Annotated in this window: 2 protein-coding genes; both read left to right on the top strand. The window is 60.6% G+C overall.

The genetic code is table 11. The features are described from left to right. The coding region (locus tag B3Q33_RS10255; RefSeq protein WP_286827514.1) for a hypothetical protein at window positions 1-197 on the top strand (197 nt) is incomplete at its 5' end. Then, a partial coding sequence (locus B3Q33_RS10250; RefSeq protein WP_286827513.1) for a hypothetical protein occupies window positions 197-620 on the top strand: 424 nt, incomplete at its 3' end. The genes B3Q33_RS10255 and B3Q33_RS10250, both read left to right, overlap by 1 nt.

Genomic DNA, 620 nt, shown 5'->3' with positions numbered 1-620 from the left:
CTATGCTTGCATGGCGAACCGGCGACCCGATTGATAAGGCCACAAACAGCAATGCCTCCATCGCCGTTTGTGGCCAACCCTTAACCTTCCACCAGTCCCAGCCAGCGCCGCGCGCACCCATTGCGATGCCGTGCCTGCAAAATACGCAACTATTTGCTATCTTCGCCGGTCTTTTGTCGCTGACGGATGCGGGCTGATGCTGAAATGGGTTTACGGTGTATTGATTGCCGCCTTTGTCGCGATGGTGGTGGGCGGCGCGGTCAGCAAGGCCAAAGATGCCTGGCAGGCCCAGCAGCGCGCCATCACCATGATGCAGGAAAGCCAGCAGCAACAACGGCAGAAGGTCGACGAAATTCGTGACCGCATTGCGCGCACCCAGGCCCAACCCACTCTCAGCGACCACGACCGCTGGCTGATTGCCCACCTGCAGAAAACCCTCGCCGGCCTGGACAAGGTGGTGGCCGGTCAGCAAACCCACTCTGCCCAGCTCTATCGCGGCTTACTGCGCACCTGGGTGGGGTATGCCTTTCTGGGTATCGCCATGGTGGTGCTGGCGTTCTGCCTGTTGGTGCGCCCCAGCAAGGCGCTTACCCGCGAAGAGAAGCAGTGGCTGGCAAACA

The sequence above is a fragment of the Alcanivorax sp. UBA3183 genome, from assembly GCF_002364155.1.
GTDB classification, from domain to species: domain Bacteria; phylum Pseudomonadota; class Gammaproteobacteria; order Pseudomonadales; family Alcanivoracaceae; genus Alcanivorax; species Alcanivorax jadensis.
Note: the sequence above shows the minus strand (reverse complement) of the source record. Positions and strands in the feature narration are given on the sequence as shown.